Raw genomic sequence first — 19400 nt, 5'->3', positions numbered from 1 at the left:
CGGCGGGTGTGGGTTTTGTTGATGAAGCGGTTCGAGGTGGTGGTGATTGGGCTCGGGTTTTGGGGGATTGGGCTTTAGATTGGGGCTTGCTGAAGGAACGACCGTTTGTCGTTATTTGTTCGGCTGCATTTAGGTGGTAAGTCGTTATAGCGCGAAGCGCAAACCGTGACGCTTTAGCGTCGCGGGACGGAGGGAGCCGTAGCCTTTAGGCTACGGAATTCAGGCTTAGGAAAGATGTGGCCTTTAGGCCCGGGCCTTCTTTCGGCTGCAAACAAAAGGCCCAGGGCTAAAGCCCAATTCACGCCTGGCCTTTTATTCCGTAGCCTAAAGGCTACGGCTCCCTCCGTCTCCCTGACGCTAAAGCGTCAGGGAACGCGCTTCGCGCTGTAGTGAAGGCCATGGCCGTATTAAAGGCTATGGCTGTAGTGAAGGTGGTCATTGTTCAACGAGCTAAGAACTCGGGATTCTGGTTAGCGGAGCACGAGTACTTCGGTGGCATAGGGAGCGAGCGACAGGGGAAGGGCTCGCTGGTTGCGGCCGGTTGAGTGGGCTTCTTTGATCGGAATAATCGTTCCGGATTGCGGGTCCCATACTTCTACCCGGGTGCCGCGTCCTCGGAGGAGGAGTTGGTCGTTCAGGGGCTGGTTCGATTCGTTGAAGAGCAGGAATAGGGTGGCGTTCTTCAACGTGCGGTGCGTGAAGCGTAGCGCGGGGTCGGCGTTGGCGAGCGACAGTGTGCTGGGTGGAAGTGCTTTCTGGAGAGCTGAAAGGAGTGCCGGTGGCACAATGAGTGGGGCCGGTGGCGACGTGGGTGGTTGGGCCGGAGGGGTGGGTGTTGGGGGAAGCTCGGCGTCGACGAGGGTGGCCCAGGCGAAGTCTTCAGGATGAGCGGCGTGGGCTTCCAGATCATTCTGCCCGCCGATAAAACCGGGGGCTGCGCCAAGGAACACTACGTGTCCGCCGGTAGCGGCGAAGTGCCTCAGGCGATCGACGACCGTGGCCGGGAGCAATGCGGCGTGCGGCACCAGAACGGTTCGGTAGCGATTGCCGCTGAGGCTGAGGAAGGCGCCGGGTTCGGTCTTCAGGAGGGAGCCGATCGCATCTTCATCCACGATATCGAAGTCGATCTGGTGTTCGGAGAGCACGCGCTCGGTGGAGACGAAGGTATCGTCGGCTTTGGCATCGCCCATCCATAGGGATTCGGCGGGGAGCAACAGGGCGACGTCGGCGGCGGGGTGGCCGCTGCTCATCAGGTAGCTCAGACGGCTGGTGTACTGCATGAGCGCCGGGTAGCCGGGGTCGCGCATGAACTCCATCGGGCCGCCGCGGCCGGGAGTGCTGGTGGCGGGGAAGTACATGGTCTCCACCTGGTTCACGCCGCGCACGAACTGCTCGTTCAGGATGTAGCGTGCCAGCGTAATGTCGGGCAACGGGCGATAGGCCGCAAAGCTTTCGGTGAAGGCGCGCGGGTGTCCGTAGACATGGGCCGCCGAGGACGCAAGACGGGGATAGTCGGAGATAGTGTCGGTCCAGATCTGGTGCCAGATCGCGTCGATGCCGGGTACCTGCACGTAGCGCATGTCGCGAAAGAAGTCGCCTTCGCTGTGCGCGAGTTGAATCTGCATCTCTTCGTGATTCAGGTGCACCTGGTACTCGAGCCCGTTGGCTGCGCACCAGTCGGCCTGAGGCTTGAAGAAGCCATCGCGAAAGAGGTTGGCGAAGATGTCGTAGTAGTCGGCGCGGGCACGGAGCTGGCGTGGGGTTAGTTCCACGTTCTTGCCTTGCAGAAACACTGCGAGGAAGGGACGGATGTCGTAGCCTTTGGCTGCCTGAAAGCGGGCGAAGAATTGCGGCGTCCAGGGCAGGCCGTTGATGGAGTAGTCGGGTTCATCGCCGCGGAATCCCAGGATGGTCTTGCCGAACTCGTCTCCTACGGCCTTCTTGTAGCCTTCATGGGTGTAGGCGAGGTACTGTGCGGTGGCGGTGGGGTCGAGGTAATCTTCGAGAGATTGTGAGGTGTCTTTGACTCGCTTGGGGTTGGTGTCCGAACGCGTGGGCGAGGTGCGGAAGGCGTGCTCGACGATGTAAACGGTCCACTTGCCGTCGGGTGCGGTCCAATGCGCATGGCCGTTCTCGATGGGGATCTGTACGGTCTCGCCGCTGGGTGATTGGATTGCGGTTACGGCCACGGTGTTGGGTTCGACAGCCTGATCGAAGGTTCCGCCGCTGGCGACCTGCGTTGGACTGCTGGTGATGAGCGCCTGCATGCGCAGCTCGGGATGTTCAGCGGTGAACTTGCCACCGGCGAAACCGCTTGGGTAGCCTGCGTCATCTACGATCCAGACGCGCATGTTGCGCTTCTTCGCTTCGATGACGAACTGGCGGAAGAAGCGGAAGTACTCCGGCGAAAGATAGGGGCGGTCGGCGCCGTAGCCGTCCTGCACGGTGACCGCGCGGAAGCCGAGGCTGCGCATTGTGTCGAGGTCGCGCTGCACGGTCTCCAGGGTGACGGGGCCGTTGAGACCATAGTAGGGTTCGGGGCCGTACTCGGGCGGCGGGGTAATCCAGAGGGACTGCACCTGATCGATGGTTGGTGTGTTCAGCGTCTGCCAGGGGCGGGGTGCCGAGGTCTGCGCGTTGATGAGGCCGGCGACCGACAACAGGGATGTGAGGACGCTGATTCGCTTGATTTGTACCCACGCAGGGATCACAGGACTTTCTCCGAATCTTGATTCCGAGGGTCGATGGAATCGCGTCCATGATACAGGAGAGAAGTGGAAATTATTTCCCATATGAAGCATGACGGCTTCAGAGAGTGTGTGGAGGGGGTTATATAGCCAGGTGGTTATGCGAGCTTTCGATAGGGCAGAGCCAGCAGCTCGTTGACCAGCGTCGATAGCTTCTTCAGATCGTCGGAGGTCTGGCGGCCTACGGTCTGCGCGTCCGCATTCGTATGGCCTTCCGCGGCCAGGTACAGGATGTTGGTCAGGCTCTGCAGGGGATTGTTGATCTTGTGCGCCAGATCGTTGGCCATGGCGGCAGCGGCGGCGGCGCTTGCTTGCTCGAGCAACAACTTCTGCTGTTGCTGCTGCCGGACGCCCATAGCGGCGAAGTCGGCGAGCATCTGCATCATGCGGCAGTCGTCCTGATCGAAGGCTTCGGTCCGGCCGTGGGCCATGATGAAGATCGTTCCACGCGTCTCACCTGCGACCCAGGGAAGCAGGATACCGTCGGTTACGAGAGGGGCCTCTTTGATTCCCATGATGTCGAAGAAGCGCTGGTCCACGCGAAAGAGTTGCGGCTGTCCGCGTTCGAGACAGATACCGCAGGCGCTGGGATAACGCGGGAGCATGGCACCCAAAAACTCGGTATATTGACCGGCGGTTGCGACCCAGTGGTAGAAATCATGTTCGGTCCGGTCTTCTTTTTCGATGCTGATGCCCGCGCTGTCCGCACCGCAGAGCTCGACGGCGGCGTTGGCCAGCTCCAGCAGGATGGTGTCGGGGTTTTCGACGAAGGCGTGGGCGATGCGCTGCATTCCCTCCATCTGGATGGCGACGTCACGGACGTGTACGCGCCTGGCTGCAAAGGCCGCATCACTCTGGGCGTTGATTACTTCCAGGCCGGTATCAGCAGCTGTATCCATATCGACCTTTCGAGACGTGCGGGATTTCTTTACCTTACTCGCTCCCTGGCGGAATTTTCAGAATACTTTATCGGTGGCCCTCCTGGTGATTGCAGGGATGCGGCGGGTTCCAGGGCGTGTTATCAAACTATTCTTGGATCGAAAGTTGAGCTATGCGTAGTTTTGATGAGCCACGAATCGGAAAGGCCCGGTTTCAACCGGGCCGAAAAGGCTGGGTCAAAGCTTCTTTCCACTCTGCCGAAGGCTGAAGCGGAGGCGTAGCCGGAGCGACTGAATTGCTTTCGTTGATTGTGGCAAAACGAGTGGCCGCATCCTCAAAAGTGTCCCCGGTGGTCCTTGTGCAGCTTGGGCTGCACGAAAGAAGGCAATTCAGTCGTTGCGCCCTTCGGCCTTCACTTCGGCCTTCGGCAGAGTGGAAAGAGCCTTTAAATGCTGCTTTTGTGGCACGGTTGAAACCGTGCCCTTCCGATTTGTGCCTCAATAAACTAACTGCACAGTTCGAGCATCTTCCAAGTGCAGTTTGATGGCATGCCCTAGTGAAGTTTGTAGGGCGACGGTGGCACTTCAACTAGAGGGTGTTTGGCGGGAGCGGGAATCTGCGTTGCTCCTTCGAGCCCGTGACCCGTTACGTTGGCGAGACTCAGCAGTGGTCCGGTGTAACCGGTCACAGAGACGTTCTTGATGGCGACGTTGCGGGCGTTCGCGATCGAGATTCCTTTGGTGCAGGTTCCGGAGATGCCCTGGAGCACTAACCCATCGAGCATCTTGCCGGAGTCGGTGTTCACTGCTTCGACAAGCACCGGAGCGTCCTGAACGCGGATGTTTTCGAAGCGGAAGTTGCGGAAGAGCGGCAGGCCTTCCAGGCCCGGAACAGGATCGGCGTCCTGAATTCCGGCATTGGTCTGGTCGATGCGCAGGAAGCCCATGCGCATCCTGGCGGCGTCCATATCGCGGACCGTGAGGTTCTCGATGAATGCGCCGCGGCCGATGCGGCTCTTGATGTAGATCGCGTACTTGTACACGCTGGTGACGTGGCAGTGTTCGATCACGACGTCCCGGATTCCGGCGGAGGATTCGGTGCCGATGCCCAGGCAGGCGAACCCGCGGCCTTCCAGGGTGCAGTTGGTGATGCGGACGTCCTCGGTGGGGCGGTTCATCGTGTAGGCTTCTTCACCACGGCCCGACTTCAGCGAGATGCAATCGTCGCCGGAGGCGATGTCGCAGGAATCGATCAGGACGTGACGGCAGGAGTCGATGTCGATGCCGTCTCCATTGGTCTTTGTGCTGCGAATGGTGAGATTGCGGAAGACGAGGTTGTCGCAGCAGGTGGGGTGGATGGACCACATGTGTGCGTAGCTGGTGGAGATGCCCTCCAGGTGCACGCCATCGCAGTTGATGAACTCGAGCAGCGCGGGACGCCGCAGTGGGTTGTCCTTCGTTGGCCTACCCGCGACAGCCTCGTTGCCTTCGATCTTTCCTTCGCCGACGATGGCGATGCTGTGCGCGTCGAGGGCGTGCACCAGGGCGGTGTAGCCGGGAATCCATTTGCCCTCCCAGCGGACCTGCGCGACCTGATAGTGGGCGAGATCGGGGGAGCCTAGTAGTGTGGCATCTTTGTCGAGGCGCAAGGTGACACGGCTTCGCAGGCTGAGGCCTCCGGTGAGATAGCGGCCTGCGGGGATGAGCACCTCGCCTCCGCCCAGGACGTTACAGCGGTCGAGAGCCTGCTGGAGGCTGGCTGTTTCCAGTGCCGAGCCGTCGCCGGTGGCTCCGAAGTCTCGAACGTTGAGTTGCAGGGAGGGTGGTGCGGCAGGTTTGGCGGGCTTTTCCGCTGCGAGTGGAATGGCTCTCGCACTGAGCGATGCAGCCAGACTTGCTTGCACTGCGCTTTTCAGGAAGCTGCGCCGACCGATGCCTTGCTGTCCTTCGTGGGTCATGTTTTCCTCTTTCAAATTGTGTGCGAAGGATTACCTGGCGAGTGTGATGGCCAGGAGGCCGAGTACAACGCCGAAGAGTTCGCACTTGAGTCCCAGTTCTGAGAGGTCGCGATGTTCGTCCAGTTCGATCCGCAAGACGTTCGCGGAGCCGCCCTCGATGGTCTTGCCGTGGCCTTTGAGGGCTGTGCGGTCTAGCTCGCGCACGGCTCCTGTCTGCAGGTCTACGCGTAGGGGGAGCGGTTGCTCCGATGCGCCCATGGGTTCGAGGCGGAAGATGTAGTCGTCGACGAGAAAGTCCTGTTCCACCGGCCACCAGTTTTCGGGAGAGCTTAGAACCAGTTCGGTGGCTGGACCGCCGTCCGTATAGTGGACCTGTAAACTGCCATGCCTTGAGCGGGTCGCTTGCGGAAAGGTCGTGCAGGCGAACAGCAGATAGATGGCTTTCGCTCGCCCTGTAAGTTTTACGCTTGCGGTGCTCTGATCGCCTCGCCATTGGGAGAGGAAGCAGCAGTTGGGGGAGCTGGCGTTCTGTGGGGTTGAGAAGACGAGGCCATTTAGGATGGGCAGCTTACCTGCGGCGGCGCGGAGCCCTGCGTCGTTGAGGCTGGCCTTCTTGTCGAAGTTGGCCCATCCTCCGAGGAGTTCCTCTGGGAGATTCAGTGAGCAGAGCCCAGACTTTGGTGCTGTGTATCCGCGCTTGAAGATATCTCGCACCTGGCCGTGCAGAATGTTCTGCAGGTCTACTGTCTCGAAATGCTCTCCGGCTTTTGGAGCCATGCTATGGCTGAGGGATAGATCACCCAGCACGTTGATCTCCAGAGGAAGCCAGTACCGGCAGGTCCCGTGTTCAACTCGGGTGAAAAGGGTATGTCCTCCGAGGCGATGGGCTTTGCCGTTGCGGAGGCAGCTTTGGAGATCGTCTATTTCTGCATATGGGATTTCGTTTGGCCAGGAGAGTGTTTCCCCGAGTTTGCAGACGATCGGATGCGCTGGTACGGAGAGAGGAAGTTTTCCGTGCCACTTCAATTCGACCTTCCAACTCTTCGCTGCATCGAGAGGGCCGAGCATGAGTTGTGGAGAGCCTACGGAGTCGCTGTCGAACACGGCTGTTGCAGGATGCCCATTTACACGCACGATGGGTAGCTCCATCGTGCGAGCTTGTAGATGGAGCATCAACGTTACTGGCTTTGAGAATCGCGACGTGATGATCCAGACTTCTGCCAGGTCCTCGTGTGTGTAGGTGAGATCGAGTTCGGGATGGTGGAGGCTGGCATGATTCCACTCTGGGGGAAGTTGTGGACGAAGCTTCAACCTGCTCGACGATAGATCGGGAAGGATGCCCCACAGGCCTTCGACGATGGTTCGCGAGGCGCAGCCGATGGGATCTCCGAAGTCTCGCTGGGACTCCTGCCGATGAGGATCGAGCTGCAGAGACATCGGGAAGTTGCCGGGACAGAGCCCTCTATAACCAGCGTCAATCAGACAGCCGCGAAGCAGGCCGTAGCCTTGCTCGGACATGCCGGCTTGAAAGAGAGCGAGTGCGGTGTGCAGGTTTTCACCGAGCGCGAGCAGGGTCAGCGACCACTCGTAGGGCATCCAGTCGGAGCACGCGATCTGCCAACCGCCTTCGGGAACGTCCGGGCCTGTGACGGGGACTTTGCGCACGGCGCGGAGGCGTTCGGCGGCCATCTGCCAGGCTTCTTTCGGAGTCGTAATCTCGCTGTCGATGGCGTGATACAGCGTCCACATTGCGGGGCTTTCGCTGAGGGTCTGTTCGCCCAGCCAGTCCTTGCTTTCGGCGAAGGCTCCGCGTTCGGGCATCCACAAGAGCCTGCGCATTGCTGTTGAGATTGCATGTGCCTCGGCGCGATAGGCTGCGGGATCTTCGCCGACCATCTCGGCGATAGAAGCCATGCCGAGATTGAGAAAGACGTTGTAGGCGGAGGAGTGGGTTGCGCCGCCACCGTTGTACTGCAGATTGTCGCTGGCCCAGATTGCGGCATAGGCCTCGTAGAGCGGCAAAGGATCTTTCGCAGAGCCGAAGTTGCGGCGGAAGAGTCGTCTTTCCCATGCCGCATGACGCACCAGGGCAGGCCACGTCTCGCGAGCGAAGGCTGCGTCGCCCGTCCAGCGAAGATGGCGGAGCAGGGCGTCGAAGAAGACGAGGTTCATGTCGTAGTGGTTGTGCGAGAGGTCGCCGTTGGAGTGCAATAGACTCTCTGTTCTTGTTCCGGCTGAGCCTGCATCGGGCGCGCCTGTTGCCGGTGCGATGCCGGCAAAGCCTTGCGGTGTCGGAAGGCCACCTGATCCGTTCGTGATGGCCGATACATTTTGCCGGGCGATCCAGCGGCGAAGATGGCGCTGCATCCGGTCGTGGCGTCCTGTCACGTCAAGCGCGTAAGGGCCGCGCCATCCGGCGAGCGGCATTCGCCACGCGACGGCTCCGTGCATCACGCAGCCAAGAGCCTCATCCCAGATGGCGTCCGCAGCGATGTTCAATGCGCCGGCCATTCCATCGAGCCATGGGTCCGGTGTGCTCCATGCTACGGCTCCTGCCGTGCGAGCCAGGTCCGCTCGCCGGTGTGCGAAATCGTCCGGAGACTGCGAGGGGAGGCTGGGTTGGGTTGCGCCTTCGAGAACGTTGAGGCGCAGTCGGATGGCTCTTCCATCGAGTGCTACGCGCCCAGCCACAAGAGGGAACTCGGGTTTCGTCTTTTCGGCACCGCTGGCCCAGAGGGCGCTCCAGCCGTGGTTCCAGAGCGTGCCATCGCCGATACGCATCTCCGAGGCTTCGGGTGCCTGAAGTTGGATGCGGATCTTGCGTGCGACTACTTCGGCTTCGGTGTTGTGTACCGACCAGCTGTTGTCGCGGCACTCTTCCGGTCTGACTTGAAAGAAGCGGCTGACAGGTTCTACCTCGCAGCCGATATCGCCGTTGCGTTTTCCCTTGCGGCCGCTGACTCCGGCGAAGGCCCAGGTGAGCACTATGCCGGGAATGAGATGTTCGCCGGAGACTTCTACCCAAAGACCTGCGCCGATGGTGAGTGCTTCAACGTGCAGCACTGCTTCATGGCCAAGTAGCGGATCACGCACTTCATAGAGCAGGCGTCCCGCTACATATCGCATGGTTACGGATGAGGCCTGAAACAGCCAGCGGTTTGCACCTTCCGAGGTTGTGATTCCAAGCCTCAGGTTGCCGCCGTGGCCGGGCAGGTAGAGGGAGAACTCAGGCAGGTCTCCACCGTCGACGCGAAAGGGAATGTTCGGTCCATAGAGTGGCCGATTGAAAAACTCTGTTCCGTTATGGATAGTGAAGGCGCCATCCATAATGCTGTACCGCAGGGGACACGCCACGTTCGATTCAAGCAGGGGAATGACGCTGCCGGAGGTGATCTCAGGCGAGCTTGCCTGCGATCGCGGCGGCGGCAAGACTGTTTGGCCCAGTGCTTGCCGCCATGCGGGAACGAGAGACGACGAAGCGCCGGCAGCCGTCGCTGTTGCCAAAAATCTACGTCGCGTCCAGAACCCTTCGTGCATTGGTTTTCAGGCCTTACTTTCCGCTGGGAGGAGCTTCGGGTTTGAACTTCCGTCCGAGCTCCGTCGTCGATTGAATGTCCGCTGCCGGAGGATTGACGGCCTTCTGCACCTCTACGCCGAAGACGTAGCTGGGGCCGAAGAGATTGCTGGTGAAGATGACGAGCGATTTATCGGGAGAGAAGCGCACATTCGGTTCTTCACGATAGTTATGGTGAGCCATGTTGACGAGATGTTCGGAGTGGAAGACGCCGGGATGAAAGAAGTCCGGTCCAGACAGCGCGCCATCACTTATCTTGAGTAGTTCCGGGTGGAAGAGCTCGATCCATTCGTCATCGGGAGCCTTGGCTACGTGACCGGGATCGCCGCCATCGCCGGTGAAGAGATCGAGGTCTTTGGTCAGGTTGAAGTGAATGGACCAGTCGTTGCGCGGCATGTTGTAGGCCGTGCGTTCGTGCGTCTTGAGGTTGTAGCCGGCGAGATAAAAGACCTCGCCGCGGGGATACTGCCAGTCGTACCAGATGGTCTCGCCATCGAGGCCCCAGAACTCGTGGCCGGCGATCTCCATCAGCATGGTGCGCTTGTGGATGAGCGTGTTCTGGGTGCCGTCGGTGTGGATCATCCAGATGCGGTCGACCTTCTCCCAGGCACCTTCGTGGCAGTACATCAGGAGTTCAGGATCGGTGGGCGAGAACAAAAGGTGGTTGACCCAGTCGGTCGAGTGCAGGAGCGTCTTCATGGTGCCCGGCTTTTCGCCGTTGGGGCCGGGCTCCAGTCGAACGGTGAAGAGAACAAGGGGAAGACGTGCGGCGAGACGAAGCCGCATCATCTCGCCTTTGTTGGTGGGTTGATAGTGCGGTCCCTGAGCCGCAGGAGTGTCTGTTTTTCCTGACTTGGGAGGAGCGTTTGAGCCGTACTCTTTGCCGGTGGCATCGCCCTCGATGTAGGTGCCTGCGGCGAGTGTCTCGTCGGCGTTGACTGTGGAGATGCTGGTATGCGGCGGCAGGTCGGTGAGCTTGCGGATGGTGCCGGTGTTGGTGTCGATCTTGTAGACCGTGGTGATGCTTTTGTCGGGACTGGAGACGGTATAGAAGAGACTGTTTGTTTTATGTCCCACGACAACCGGGTGGGGAGTTCCGGCCGCTCTTGATTCACCGGCAGGATTGGGTAGCAGCAGGCGGGTCTTGCGGGTGCTGAGGTCGAGGACGTGGACGCCGTCGGGAGCGGTGTAGATCATCTGTTTGGAGTCAGGCGTATAGGCGTTGACGTTGAAGTAGAAGCCGCCGGAGTTTGGTTCGTCGCTTAGCCGCCAGATGCGGTGGCCGGTGTCTTTGTCTACCCAGGAACGTGGTGGGGATTGCGCGAGGGAGAGGAGCGGCGATAAGACGAGTCCGCCGATGGTTAGGGAGTGGAAGAGAGACTTCATCGGATGTTCTCCTTGGGTGAGTGAAGAGCGAGGCTGTGAGCGGCGTTCTTCGCTGAAACAGATCGTGGCGCGCTGAAGCGCGTTCCCTCAGCGGCTAAAGCCGCGTTGCGACGTAAGTTTTACGGCACGGCTGAAGCGTGCCCTTAACGAAACGAGACCGCTTCAGCAACATCTAAAGTCCGGTCCCATCTCAGAAACAACAACAAAGGCAGAAGCAAATTAGTTGAGACCTGTTACGTCGTGGCTGTCGGTGACAGTTACTTTGCTGCCATCGGCTGTGGTGAGAGCGATGTCTGAAAAGCTCCAGTTGGCGGCATAGGCGATATGTCCGGCCGTCTGGGTTTGCAGCGCCAGGTGATCGAGCTTGAAGCGTTCCAGTGGAGCCTTTGGATGGCCGTCTACCTCGAAGGCTGTCTTTGCCGTGCCCGCGATGTTCCAGATGTGGACGTCGTGGAAGTGAGCGATGCCTTTGTCTTCCGGCACAGGAGTGCCCAGGACCTTCCAGTAGCTGGGATAGTCTTTGATCTCCGGTGGGATCGTGGCGTAGCTATAGGCGGGATTCCAGTTCATGATGACGCGGATGGCCACAGCGACATCCTTCAGGTCCATATCGTGAATGCGGATGTCCTCTGCCCAGCCGCCACGCGTATGTGCCGACTTGAAGAGGATTCCCACCGGCACAGGCTTGAGGACCGTGATGCCGTAGGCTTCGACGTTGCGAAAGCCTCCCGAGGTCTCGCTGCCGAAAGTCACTCCGGCGGCCCCGGCACGGACGATCGAGTCTTTCAGCACGACATCTTCGGTGGGGCGGTTGACGCGCAATCCGTCGGAGTCGCGGCCAGCTTTAAGGCAGAGCGCGTCATCGTTGACGGAGATATCGGCGTGCTGCACCAGAATCTTTTTGGAGGAGTCGATGTCGATGCCATCGGTGCTCGGCCCTTTGCCGTCTTCGTTGTTGCGGATGGTCACTCCATCGACTTCAATGTCGTGCGAGTAGCAGATATGCACGGTCCAGAAGCCTGACCGTTTGAGCATCAGACTGCTCAACTTGATGTGGTCGGAGTTGAAGATCTGGACGAGGCGCGGACGTTTCGCATCGTAGTCCGCGGCCCAGCGCAGGCCCTTGGGATCGTAGTCACTGCGCAGGGTGCGATAGCTGTCCCAGAAGATCTTGCCGTCTCCGTCGATGGTTCCGCCCCCGGTGATCGCGGCGTTTTTTTGCTCGTACACGTTGACCAGTGCGGCGGGCCAGCTCATCTCAATGCCGGCGACACGCGTCGGCATCAGCGGATAGTCGGTAATCTTCTGCGAGCCGCGAATGGTGGCGTCTTTTTCGATCTGGAGGGTTACACCGCTCTTTACGAAGATCGATCCACAGAGATAAGTGCCCGTCGGCACGATGACGGTGCCTCCGGAGTGGGCTGCGGCATCGATGGCGCGCTGGATCGCGGGGGAGTCGAGAGTCGTGCCATCGCCCTTGGCTCCGAAGTCAGATACTTTGAAGATCTTTGTCGCAGGAGCGGCAAAGGCTCCTGCCTCGAAGAGGGGAGCGATCAGCAACAGGCATAGAGCGATGCGCAGGAAGGAGGGCCGAACTAAATTCATTTCATCTCCGGGGGCAAGAGGAGGAGGATAAGGATGAACCGATGGACTTCAGAATGATTCTGCGATCCATCGGTTCATCCCACGTACGTTCATTAGCAAGCTAGAACTCGAAGCGGCCTGCAAACTGCCAGTCACGATTGCCGCTTCCGTTGTTCGACTGCCCAAAGTTCGCAGAGTCGATGTTGGTGGATGCGTATCCGAAGGCAACATTATTCGGTACGTCAAAGCAGTCAGCCTGGAATGTGAACTTGTAGCGATTCACAATAGGAAATGATTTCCGCAAGCTGGCATTCAAAGTGTACGACCCGGGAGACCAGAGGTTGTGGGGGGCGCGGTTCGGAGCGTTTCCGATCATGTAGGGCGCTGGGTCTTGAAAGGCCGCGGCATTGATATAAACCGGTGAGACTCCACCCGCGACATATCCTTTGCCAACGCTGCCATTCATCCGGATAGGACCGGTGAAGTTCGGGTTCAGGTCGGGATAGCAGGTGCCTTGTCCAACGAGTACGCATTTGCTGGCCGTCACTGAAACCGGCCCACCAGAGCTGTACTGATAAGTGGAAGAGAACTGCCAGTCATTGATGAGGGGCCTGGTGATGAAGTTACCGCCACGGAACCTGCGGTCTTTGCCGAAGGGCAGCTCCCAGACTCCATAGAGAGTGAGTTGTTGTTTGTTCGCATTGCTCTGCCAGCTGTTGTCGAGACTGTTCTGCTTGGCGGTTGTGGTGAGGCCCGAGACCACACCGGCGGGAATGTCATAACCGCTGCGAGAGTCGTCCGCATCGCCTGTGGCCAGAGCATAGGTGTAGTTCAGCGTGAAGGTTACGCCGTTCCATGTCTTCTGGTTCAGCGTTAGCTGCAACGAGTGATAGGCCGTGTTCGCCGCATCGGCCCATACATCTGAGATTGCTGAGTATTGAGGAAAGGGAACGAGAGCCTGCGCAATGGTGGCCGCGCTGCCCGCGAACGTTGAGTAGGGTAGATGGAAGCCTGGGAGGATCTTTTGAGCTGCTGCCACATTCGCCGGATTGGCGGGCAGGTTGAGCAGGGGGCCAAGTCCACCGAGAAGATATTTGGGATCCAATTTGTCGGTCCAGTAACCGCGAGGAGCACCCGGAACGAAGTGTCCAAGGCTGCCCACGTAGTTGACGCTAAGCGTTGTCGTATTGGTGACAGCGCGTTGGACGCCAAAGTTTATGTTCTGGAAGTAGGGAACACGACGGCCGAGGTATGGATCGCCGTAACCAATGGTTGAGCCTTGAACGACAGCTCCTGCCGAGGTCAACTGCGCGCTGGAGTTGCCGCTGAGTTGGGTGGGATCGGTGTCCGGCAGTACCGGCACGGAACCAGGAAAGGCGCCTGCGCCAAAGACTGTGGGACCAATTCTGCTGGTGTCCGAATCCCAGGAGAAAGCAGCTTCTCCGAGGGATGTACCGGCGAGTGATGTGGTTCCCGCGAATCCTTGCTGGCTGGGCCCGGTGCGGGCGCCGGAGTTGTGGCCACCCTCAGCGGCATCGCGTGCATACGAGATGCCATAAGCCCCGCGGATGACAGTCTTGGGCGTAACGGCGTAAGCGAAGCCGATGCGTGGCGCGACATTCTTCCACCACATCTGGATAGGAGAAGAGCAGTTACAACTGTTGGGCCCGTTGCCGTAGTACTTCAGCGCGCCGGCGGTACCTGTGAGAGGGTTCGTTTCGGTTGGGTCGAAGTAGGCAGAACGATTGCGAACTTCTTTGAAGGGCGTCCAGAGATCCCAGCGGATACCGAGATTGATCGTCAGATTTTTCAGCGCTTTGTAGTCGTCCTGAAAGTACGGTGCGTAGGTCTTATAGCGAGCGCCAGTCTCCGGCAGAGAGGTAATCTGCAGACTCGAAGAATCTACTGCGCCGAGCAGGAAGCCCGCATAAGCTACGCCCGTTGCCGCTGTATTGAGTGTTCCAGCAGACTTGTTCCCGGCGGGATAAAAGTTCGCGGTCTCGGTGCTGTTGAAGCCATAGGTCATCGGGAAGCTGTTGCTGTTATTGGGATATTTGTAGTTGTCCTGGAGCCACTGGATCTGGCCGCCAAAGGTCATGGAATGCTTGCCGTGGAGATACTGCATGTTGTCGATCAAGATGTACGTATTGACCACTTCGTTGTTCGAAACCGACCCGGAGATCGCGTGCCAGCTCGTCGGATTATCGACGCCCCCTGAAAAGTTGACCGCTGGAAAAGTGTCCGTTGCTTCGCCTGCAGGGAGTCCGGTCAGGCCTGCATTCTGCGCGGTGTTCGGGGTGCCGAGGGTGGCATTTACGTCGGGAGCCGCAAGCCGGTTGAACGCGTACTTCAGTTGATTTACCAGGTGTGGAGTGATCGTGTAACTGTGTTCCACATCTCCTGTGATGGAGAACTGCGAGACGTACTCCGCGGTGCCGTAGGGCAAGGGCAGCTTTGACGTATAGTCCGGGCCGACGGTTGCGTAGTTTCCAACGAGCAGAATTCCCGAGAGGCGCTGTTTGCTGCTGAGATCGTAATCGACTCGTTCGGCGCTCTTCCAGTAGGTCGTTCCTGTTTTGATCGCCGAGAAATAGTTATTTACCAGCGCGGAATTGGTCGGAGTTGGGAGCGCCGCTGCCAGCGCCTTCGAGATAGGAGAGATGCGGCTTGGATCGATCACGTTGGGCGTCGGTACACCATTCTTCAAGCCCATGAATTGATAGCGGCAAGGGGTGCCGGTTGCCGCGGTGCAGGCGGCTGTCGTTGTGGGGTCGTAGACGGGGTACGGATATTCCGTGAAGTCGCCGTTTCTGGCGAGCATGGTGGGAACGGTCAACTGCGTGGGATTGGGTGTGCTTGTGTATTTGAAGTTGTCATAGGTGCCAAAGGCGAACAACTTGTCTTTGATGATCGGGCCGCCAAGGCTGCCGCCTACCTCCAGTTGGTGCTCCACTGGTTTCACCGGCAGCTTGGTGATGCTGTTGATGTTGGTGACTGCTGCCGAGAATCCCCAGGTGTCAAAGATCGTATTGCGGACGTAGCCGAAGAGATTGCCATGATACTGATTCGTGCCGGATTTGATCACGTAGTTTTGAATACCGGCGCCTTCAAACTCAACAGGGGAGCCGCTGGTCTGCACCTGAAACTGCTCTACGGCTTCGGGCGAAACGGTGTACGCTACGGAGCGATTGTCTCCCTGCTGTACGGGAGCCGTCAGTGGGATGCCGTCGACATAGACTTCGTCGAGATAACCTGCAGAACCGCTGCCGTTGAATTCCCCCGAACGTCCGACACCACCATTTACGCCCGGCATCAAGCCTACGAATGAGGTGGGATTGCGTGGCGAACCATTCATGATCAAGGGCAGGTTGGTGTATTCCTTCTGCTCCATCGTCGTGCCTAGTGTTGCGTTCTCGGTTTCGAGAGCCGGCGGTGCGGTGTCGACGGTGATCTTCTCGGTGACGGAACCTATCGTGAGCTTTGGGCTGTACCCAACGGTCTGCAGTGCATCGACGACGAGATGCTCCTGCGTGAGTGGGCTGAATCCCTGGGCTGACGTCGTGATGGTGTACTCGCCCGGCGCGATCGGTGAAAGCACGTAGTAGCCGGCACTTGAAGTAGTGCGGGTGGTGACCGAGTTCGTTCCGATGTTGGTTGCGCTGACGGTAGCTCCTGGAATCGCTGCGCCTGACTGATCCGTGACGGTACCGGAGATGGCTCCCTGGCCGCCGATCTGTCCCTGCGCGAAGGGGGCGTAGACCAACGCCGAAAGCAGAAAGAGCAACGCGAGAACGTTGCAGGAGAGACGGCGGCGAGAGCGGTTAGATGCGTGCATGCTAAACCTCGGCAGAGATGGGGTGAATCCGTTGCAGCTTTTGAGGACGAGGCAGATGTTAGGAGCGTTCCAAAACATTTGTCAATAGGAAAGTTATTTTATGAGTGAAATATATTTGCGAAACTGATACGCTTTGCGCGGAAGATCTAAGGCTGTTCGGACGTTGTCTGGAGAGGCAGTTAACGAGCAGGGATGGATCGGCAATGCCGGAGGTGTGTAAAAAAATGATCTCGACTTATTCCAGCCGCAGGACTTTTCTTGCCCGTGCTGCTGCCGCAGTTTCAGCATTTGCGCTTCCGTTACGGGCTTCGTTTGGGCAAGGTACTTCAGGCTCTATGCCTCCTCCGAAGTTTCCGGATGCCGATGCGCGCTGGCAGCGTACGTGGGATGCGGCGCTGGCCATGCTGGCGGAGAACATCAAGATCGTTCCGCGTTACGATCAGCCTGTTCTGCTGGAGGGCAGTGTCTATCCCGGGGTGTGGCAAGAGTGCGCGCCGCAGGAGGGCCTGGTGTACCGCAGTCTGAGCCGGTACATCGACACGAAGCCAGGGCAGGTGACGCCGCTTCAGGTCGCGCGTAACAACCACATGGCCTTCTTCACGCTGCAGAAAGAAGATGGGCAGCTTCCGGCCTGTGTGAAGATGAGCGCGACGGGCTATGGGCAGATCCAGATGGTTGTCCCTATCGCCGCGACGGCGTGGGAACTGTCACAGATGACGAAGGACGAAGAGTTTCTTCAGACTGCGTACAAGGCTTGCTCGCGTTGGGATGCCTGGCTGCGGCAATTTCGAGATACGCGAAAGACAGGGCTGGTCGAAGGATTCTGCGTCTACGACACGGGGCACGACAACAGCCCGCGCTGGACGGGGACTCCGAAGCAGTGCCCGAGGGCTGACGCTCATCTCTACGACCACAGCGTCGATACACTGCCGCGTCTCTGCCCGGATCTTTCCGCTACGGCTTATGGAGGCCGTGTGGCGCTTGCGGCGATGGCCACGGCCCTTGGCAAGAAGGACGAGGCAGCTCGCTGGCAGGAGGATGCGGAGACGATTCGGCGGCTCATCCTCGATAAGCTCTACGATCCGCAGGATGCGGCCTTCTACGATCTGGATGCACAGGGCAAGTTTGTTCGAGTGCGTTCGGACGTCATCAGCCGAGTACTCGGAGAGCATGTGCTGAAGCTCTCCGATCGCAAGGACAAGGCGATCTTCGAAGCCATATGGACGCGTCAGATTCATAATCCCAAGGCGTTCTGGGCGCCGTTTCCGCTGACGTCGATCGCGCAGGACGATTCGGCTTTTGTGCGGCCGATCCCGCGCAATAGCTGGGGTGGAGCATCGCAGGCGTTGACGGCGCTTCGTGCGCCGCGCTGGATGACGCACTACGGCAAGGCGAAGGAGCAGGCCCACATGATGTACCAGTGGTGCGAGGCCATCAGCCGGCATACGGAGTTCCGGCAGCAGATGGACCCGCTGACAGGAGAGTTCACACGCGTCGATCCCAGCGGCTATTCACCGGCGGCGCTTGTCTATCTCGACTTCATCACGCGGTTGTCGAAGTCGTCAGGACATCAAGAAAAGTGATTCCAGACCTAGATGTGGCTTGAAATTGGCGGTTAGATCTAGCGTCTTTAATCCATTTAAAAGTGGGCCGTTCCGAATAGCGCGAAGCGCAAACCGTGACGCTTTAGCGTCGCGGTACGGAGGGAGCCGTAGCCTTTAGGCTACGGAATCAAGGGCTAAGCAAGAATTGGGCTTTAGCCCCGGGCCTTTTGTTCGCAGCCGAAAGAAGGCCCGGGCCTAAAGGCCACATCTTTGCTAAGCCTCTAATTCCGTAGCCTAAAGGCTACGGCTCCCTCCGTCTCCCTGATGCTGAAGCATCAGGGAATGCGCTTCGCGCTATGGATGGCCACTAGCATGATAATCAGAATGACGAGGAGTCACCGCAACTGGATTTCAGTGACTCCTCATGGACGAAAGTTCATCTCCCGTGAAGAGCGTACCCCGTAGAAAAACGGCGTTGATGTGGCGAGTGTTGGCGATGTTCTCCAGAGGATTCGCGTCGAGAAGCACAAGGTCTGCGATCTTTCCATGTTCAATGGTGCCCATGCTCTTCGATACGCCCATGAACTGTGCGGCATCCCGTGTTGCCGACTGAAGGGCCTGAAGAGGCGTCAACCCAGCCTGCACGAGAAGTTCCAGTTCACGATGCAGAGCTTCTCCTCCCTGGGGATACGGTCCGTCTGTTCCGGCAAGAATGGGGACGCCAGCTTTCTTCATTTCTCCGACTACCTCCAGGTCCTTTGCGAAGATTCTCTTTCCAGACTCCAGATCACGATCGTTCAACTTGTCCCCATCTTTGTTGCTTGCCCACAGGGTGTTCAGGACATACAGTGTTGGGGTTTGTGCGATGCCATGAGCCGCGTAGAGACGATAGAGGCGCTGAGCTTTATCCTCACTAAAAGTGGAGAGAAGTCTATCGTCAAATTCGGCTTTAAATTGTGGTTCGCTGGCCTGACGTTTTTCTTTCATCGCGGTTAAGAGTTCGTTATAGGTTCTCTTTGTTTCCATATTGAAAGATTCCTCGTCGCTGGAGCAGGAGATGAGAACGTTGAGAAATCTTCCACCTAAGTGTTCGACGTTCTTCTGATTCGCCTGCACGATGCTTCCGGCGGAGATCTCTGCAGGGATGTGGCCAACGAGCGGAAGCCCCTGAGTCCTCGCCTCGTCTGCAATAGCCCCATACAGCTCCGGAGTCAGGCTCGTGTCGACTTCAACATAATCGACTCCGCGTTGTTTTAAAGTTCGGACCTCATCGCGTGCCTGCTTCTCATCGAACAGAGCGACGATGAGTGACATTTGGATAGAAACAGGTCCCTCCAATAGAGGACCTGCAATGAAGAGACGTGGACCGATGAGCGCTCCGGAGGCCGTTGCGGTGCGAAGCCGCACAATATCATCCAGCGGCGCGCCCATATCGCGTACGGTAGTGATCCCGTAGGAGACCAGGGATAAAAGAGGTGCCTTTGCCTGATCGAAGGCCGGTCCATGCAGGTCGTTGTTCCAGAGCCCCGGGATCAGGAATTTCCCGGTACCGTCAATGATCTTCGTTCCCTGGGGTTGACGCTTGTGACTACTGGTAATTGCGATGATTGTCGCCCCTTCCACGACAACAGTAGTGCCGTGCCTGGGTGCATGGTCAGTTCCATCGATGAGCGTGACATTTTCAATGGCGATTCGGCTCTGTGCAGATAAGGGAAGGAGCGAGAACGCAGAAAGGGCAAGAAGCAGGAGGCTTCGCATCCTGTGTCATACGCGGCGAATCTATGTTCGGTTCCGCAAAAGTACTTATTGTTCGTGAGATGGAAGCCATACGACCTCGACAAGGGAATCTTGTCGAGGTCGTATGGTGTAAATAAGCCTGCTTGGAGATGAAAAC

The 19400-nt window shown here is 58.5% G+C and carries 9 protein-coding genes; 1 reads left to right on the top strand and 8 read right to left on the bottom strand.

All coding sequences use genetic code 11. The annotated features are described in order from the left end of the window. Nucleotides 1–470 precede the first annotated feature (470 nt). From HDF15_RS03100 to HDF15_RS03070, 7 genes are all read right to left on the bottom strand, one after another. On the bottom strand, nucleotides 471–2711 hold the full coding sequence (locus tag HDF15_RS03100; RefSeq protein ID WP_184252792.1) for a glycosyl hydrolase: 2241 nt from the start codon (nucleotides 2709–2711) through the stop codon (nucleotides 471–473). A gap of 134 nt (nucleotides 2712–2845) precedes the next feature. Beyond that, nucleotides 2846–3646 (bottom strand): GAF domain-containing protein, encoded by an 801-nt coding sequence (locus HDF15_RS03095; RefSeq protein WP_184252791.1) that lies wholly within the window; start codon nucleotides 3644–3646, stop codon nucleotides 2846–2848. 533 nt (nucleotides 3647–4179) lie between these two features. Next, a complete protein-coding gene (locus HDF15_RS03090; RefSeq protein WP_184252790.1) occupies nucleotides 4180–5583 on the bottom strand; it encodes a glycoside hydrolase family 28 protein in 1404 nt (467 codons plus the stop codon). A 30-nt stretch (nucleotides 5584–5613) separates the two neighbouring features. After that, complete coding sequence (locus HDF15_RS03085; protein ID WP_260330787.1) at nucleotides 5614–9087, bottom strand: DUF4450 domain-containing protein; 3474 nt, start codon at nucleotides 9085–9087, stop codon at nucleotides 5614–5616. Nucleotides 9088–9133: 46 nt separating this feature from the next. Beyond that, a complete protein-coding gene (locus tag HDF15_RS03080) occupies nucleotides 9134–10543 on the bottom strand; it encodes an oligogalacturonate lyase family protein (protein ID WP_184252788.1) in 1410 nt (469 codons plus the stop codon). 219 nt (nucleotides 10544–10762) lie between these two features. Next, on the bottom strand, nucleotides 10763–12148 hold the full coding sequence (locus HDF15_RS03075) for a glycoside hydrolase family 28 protein (protein WP_184252787.1): 1386 nt from the start codon (nucleotides 12146–12148) through the stop codon (nucleotides 10763–10765). A 100-nt stretch (nucleotides 12149–12248) separates the two neighbouring features. Continuing rightward, on the bottom strand, nucleotides 12249–15962 hold the full coding sequence (locus HDF15_RS03070) for a carboxypeptidase-like regulatory domain-containing protein (protein WP_184252786.1): 3714 nt from the start codon (nucleotides 15960–15962) through the stop codon (nucleotides 12249–12251). A 224-nt stretch (nucleotides 15963–16186) separates the two neighbouring features. On the opposite strand from HDF15_RS03070, the gene HDF15_RS03065 reads away from it, so the two are divergent. Next, nucleotides 16187–17545, top strand: coding sequence for an MGH1-like glycoside hydrolase domain-containing protein (locus tag HDF15_RS03065; RefSeq protein ID WP_184252785.1), 1359 nt, complete (start codon nucleotides 16187–16189; stop codon nucleotides 17543–17545). Between the two features lie 372 nt (nucleotides 17546–17917). On the opposite strand, the gene HDF15_RS03060 is transcribed toward HDF15_RS03065, so the two are convergent. Continuing rightward, nucleotides 17918–19264 (bottom strand): amidohydrolase family protein, encoded by a 1347-nt coding sequence (locus HDF15_RS03060; protein WP_184252784.1) that lies wholly within the window; start codon nucleotides 19262–19264, stop codon nucleotides 17918–17920. Between the last annotated feature and the right edge of the window lie 136 nt (nucleotides 19265–19400).

The organism is Granulicella mallensis (assembly GCF_014203225.1).
Taxonomy (GTDB): domain Bacteria; phylum Acidobacteriota; class Terriglobia; order Terriglobales; family Acidobacteriaceae; genus Granulicella; species Granulicella mallensis_A.
Note: the sequence above shows the minus strand (reverse complement) of the source record. Positions and strands in the feature narration are given on the sequence as shown.

What these genes read in the sequence shown, in the direction of transcription:
- HDF15_RS03060 (WP_184252784.1), bottom strand. Translation starts at nt 19,264, where the DNA reads ATGCGAAGCCTCCTGCTTCTTGCCCTTTCTGCGTTCTCGCTCCTTCCC.
- HDF15_RS03070 (WP_184252786.1), bottom strand. Translation starts at nt 15,962, where the DNA reads ATGCACGCATCTAACCGCTCTCGCCGCCGTCTCTCCTGCAACGTTCTC.
- HDF15_RS03090 (WP_184252790.1), bottom strand. Translation starts at nt 5,583, where the DNA reads ATGACCCACGAAGGACAGCAAGGCATCGGTCGGCGCAGCTTCCTGAAA.
- HDF15_RS03080 (WP_184252788.1), bottom strand. Translation starts at nt 10,543, where the DNA reads ATGAAGTCTCTCTTCCACTCCCTAACCATCGGCGGACTCGTCTTATCG.
- HDF15_RS03075 (WP_184252787.1), bottom strand. Translation starts at nt 12,148, where the DNA reads ATGAATTTAGTTCGGCCCTCCTTCCTGCGCATCGCTCTATGCCTGTTG.
- HDF15_RS03095 (WP_184252791.1), bottom strand. Translation starts at nt 3,646, where the DNA reads ATGGATACAGCTGCTGATACCGGCCTGGAAGTAATCAACGCCCAGAGT.
- HDF15_RS03065 (WP_184252785.1), top strand. Translation starts at nt 16,187, where the DNA reads ATGATCTCGACTTATTCCAGCCGCAGGACTTTTCTTGCCCGTGCTGCT.